The organism is Pseudomonas fluvialis (assembly GCF_002234375.1).
GTDB classification, from domain to species: Bacteria; Pseudomonadota; Gammaproteobacteria; order Pseudomonadales; family Pseudomonadaceae; genus Aquipseudomonas; species Aquipseudomonas fluvialis.
Map to the genome: position 1 here is coordinate 1 of NZ_NMQV01000060.1, position 506 is coordinate 506.

At 62.6% G+C, this 506-nt stretch carries 1 protein-coding gene; it reads left to right on the forward strand.

The annotated features are described in order from the left end of the window. Window positions 1–506 (forward strand): diguanylate cyclase domain-containing protein (locus tag CFY91_RS15630; RefSeq protein WP_133063709.1); only part of this gene is annotated, 506 nt, incomplete at both ends.

Sequence of the window (506 nt, forward strand, 5' to 3'; positions counted from 1 at the left end):
TTGGCCAGGACGAACAGGCCGGGCAGGGCTATCTGCTACTGATACAGCTGGCTGACCTGGCCGGACTCAACCTGCGTTTGGGCGGCGAGCGTGTCGATCAATTGCTTAAAGCCGTTGCGGGGCAGCTACAACAGGTTTGCCAGGAGCGTTTCCTGCTGGCGCGCAACCGTGGGGGAGAATTCATCGTACTGGGTAGCGGCCTGGATCGGCAGGATGCCGAAGAGCTGGCACAGAGCCTGGCTCAGGCTTTCGAGCAGCTGCGCCTGACCGCAGCCAGTGATTGTCAGCCATTGGCACATATCGGCATGACCGCGTTTAGCGCAGACGCTCAGCCTGCGGCGCTCTACCAGGCGCTGGATCAGGCCGTATCACAGGCCTTGACGCAAAGTGATTGCTGCTGGGCATGCGCCGAACAGGGCGCTCAGCCCCCGGTAGATGAGCGGCAACGCTGGCACCAGTTGCTCGACCAGGCGCTGCAACAGGGGCGCCTGCAGCTCTATGTGCAG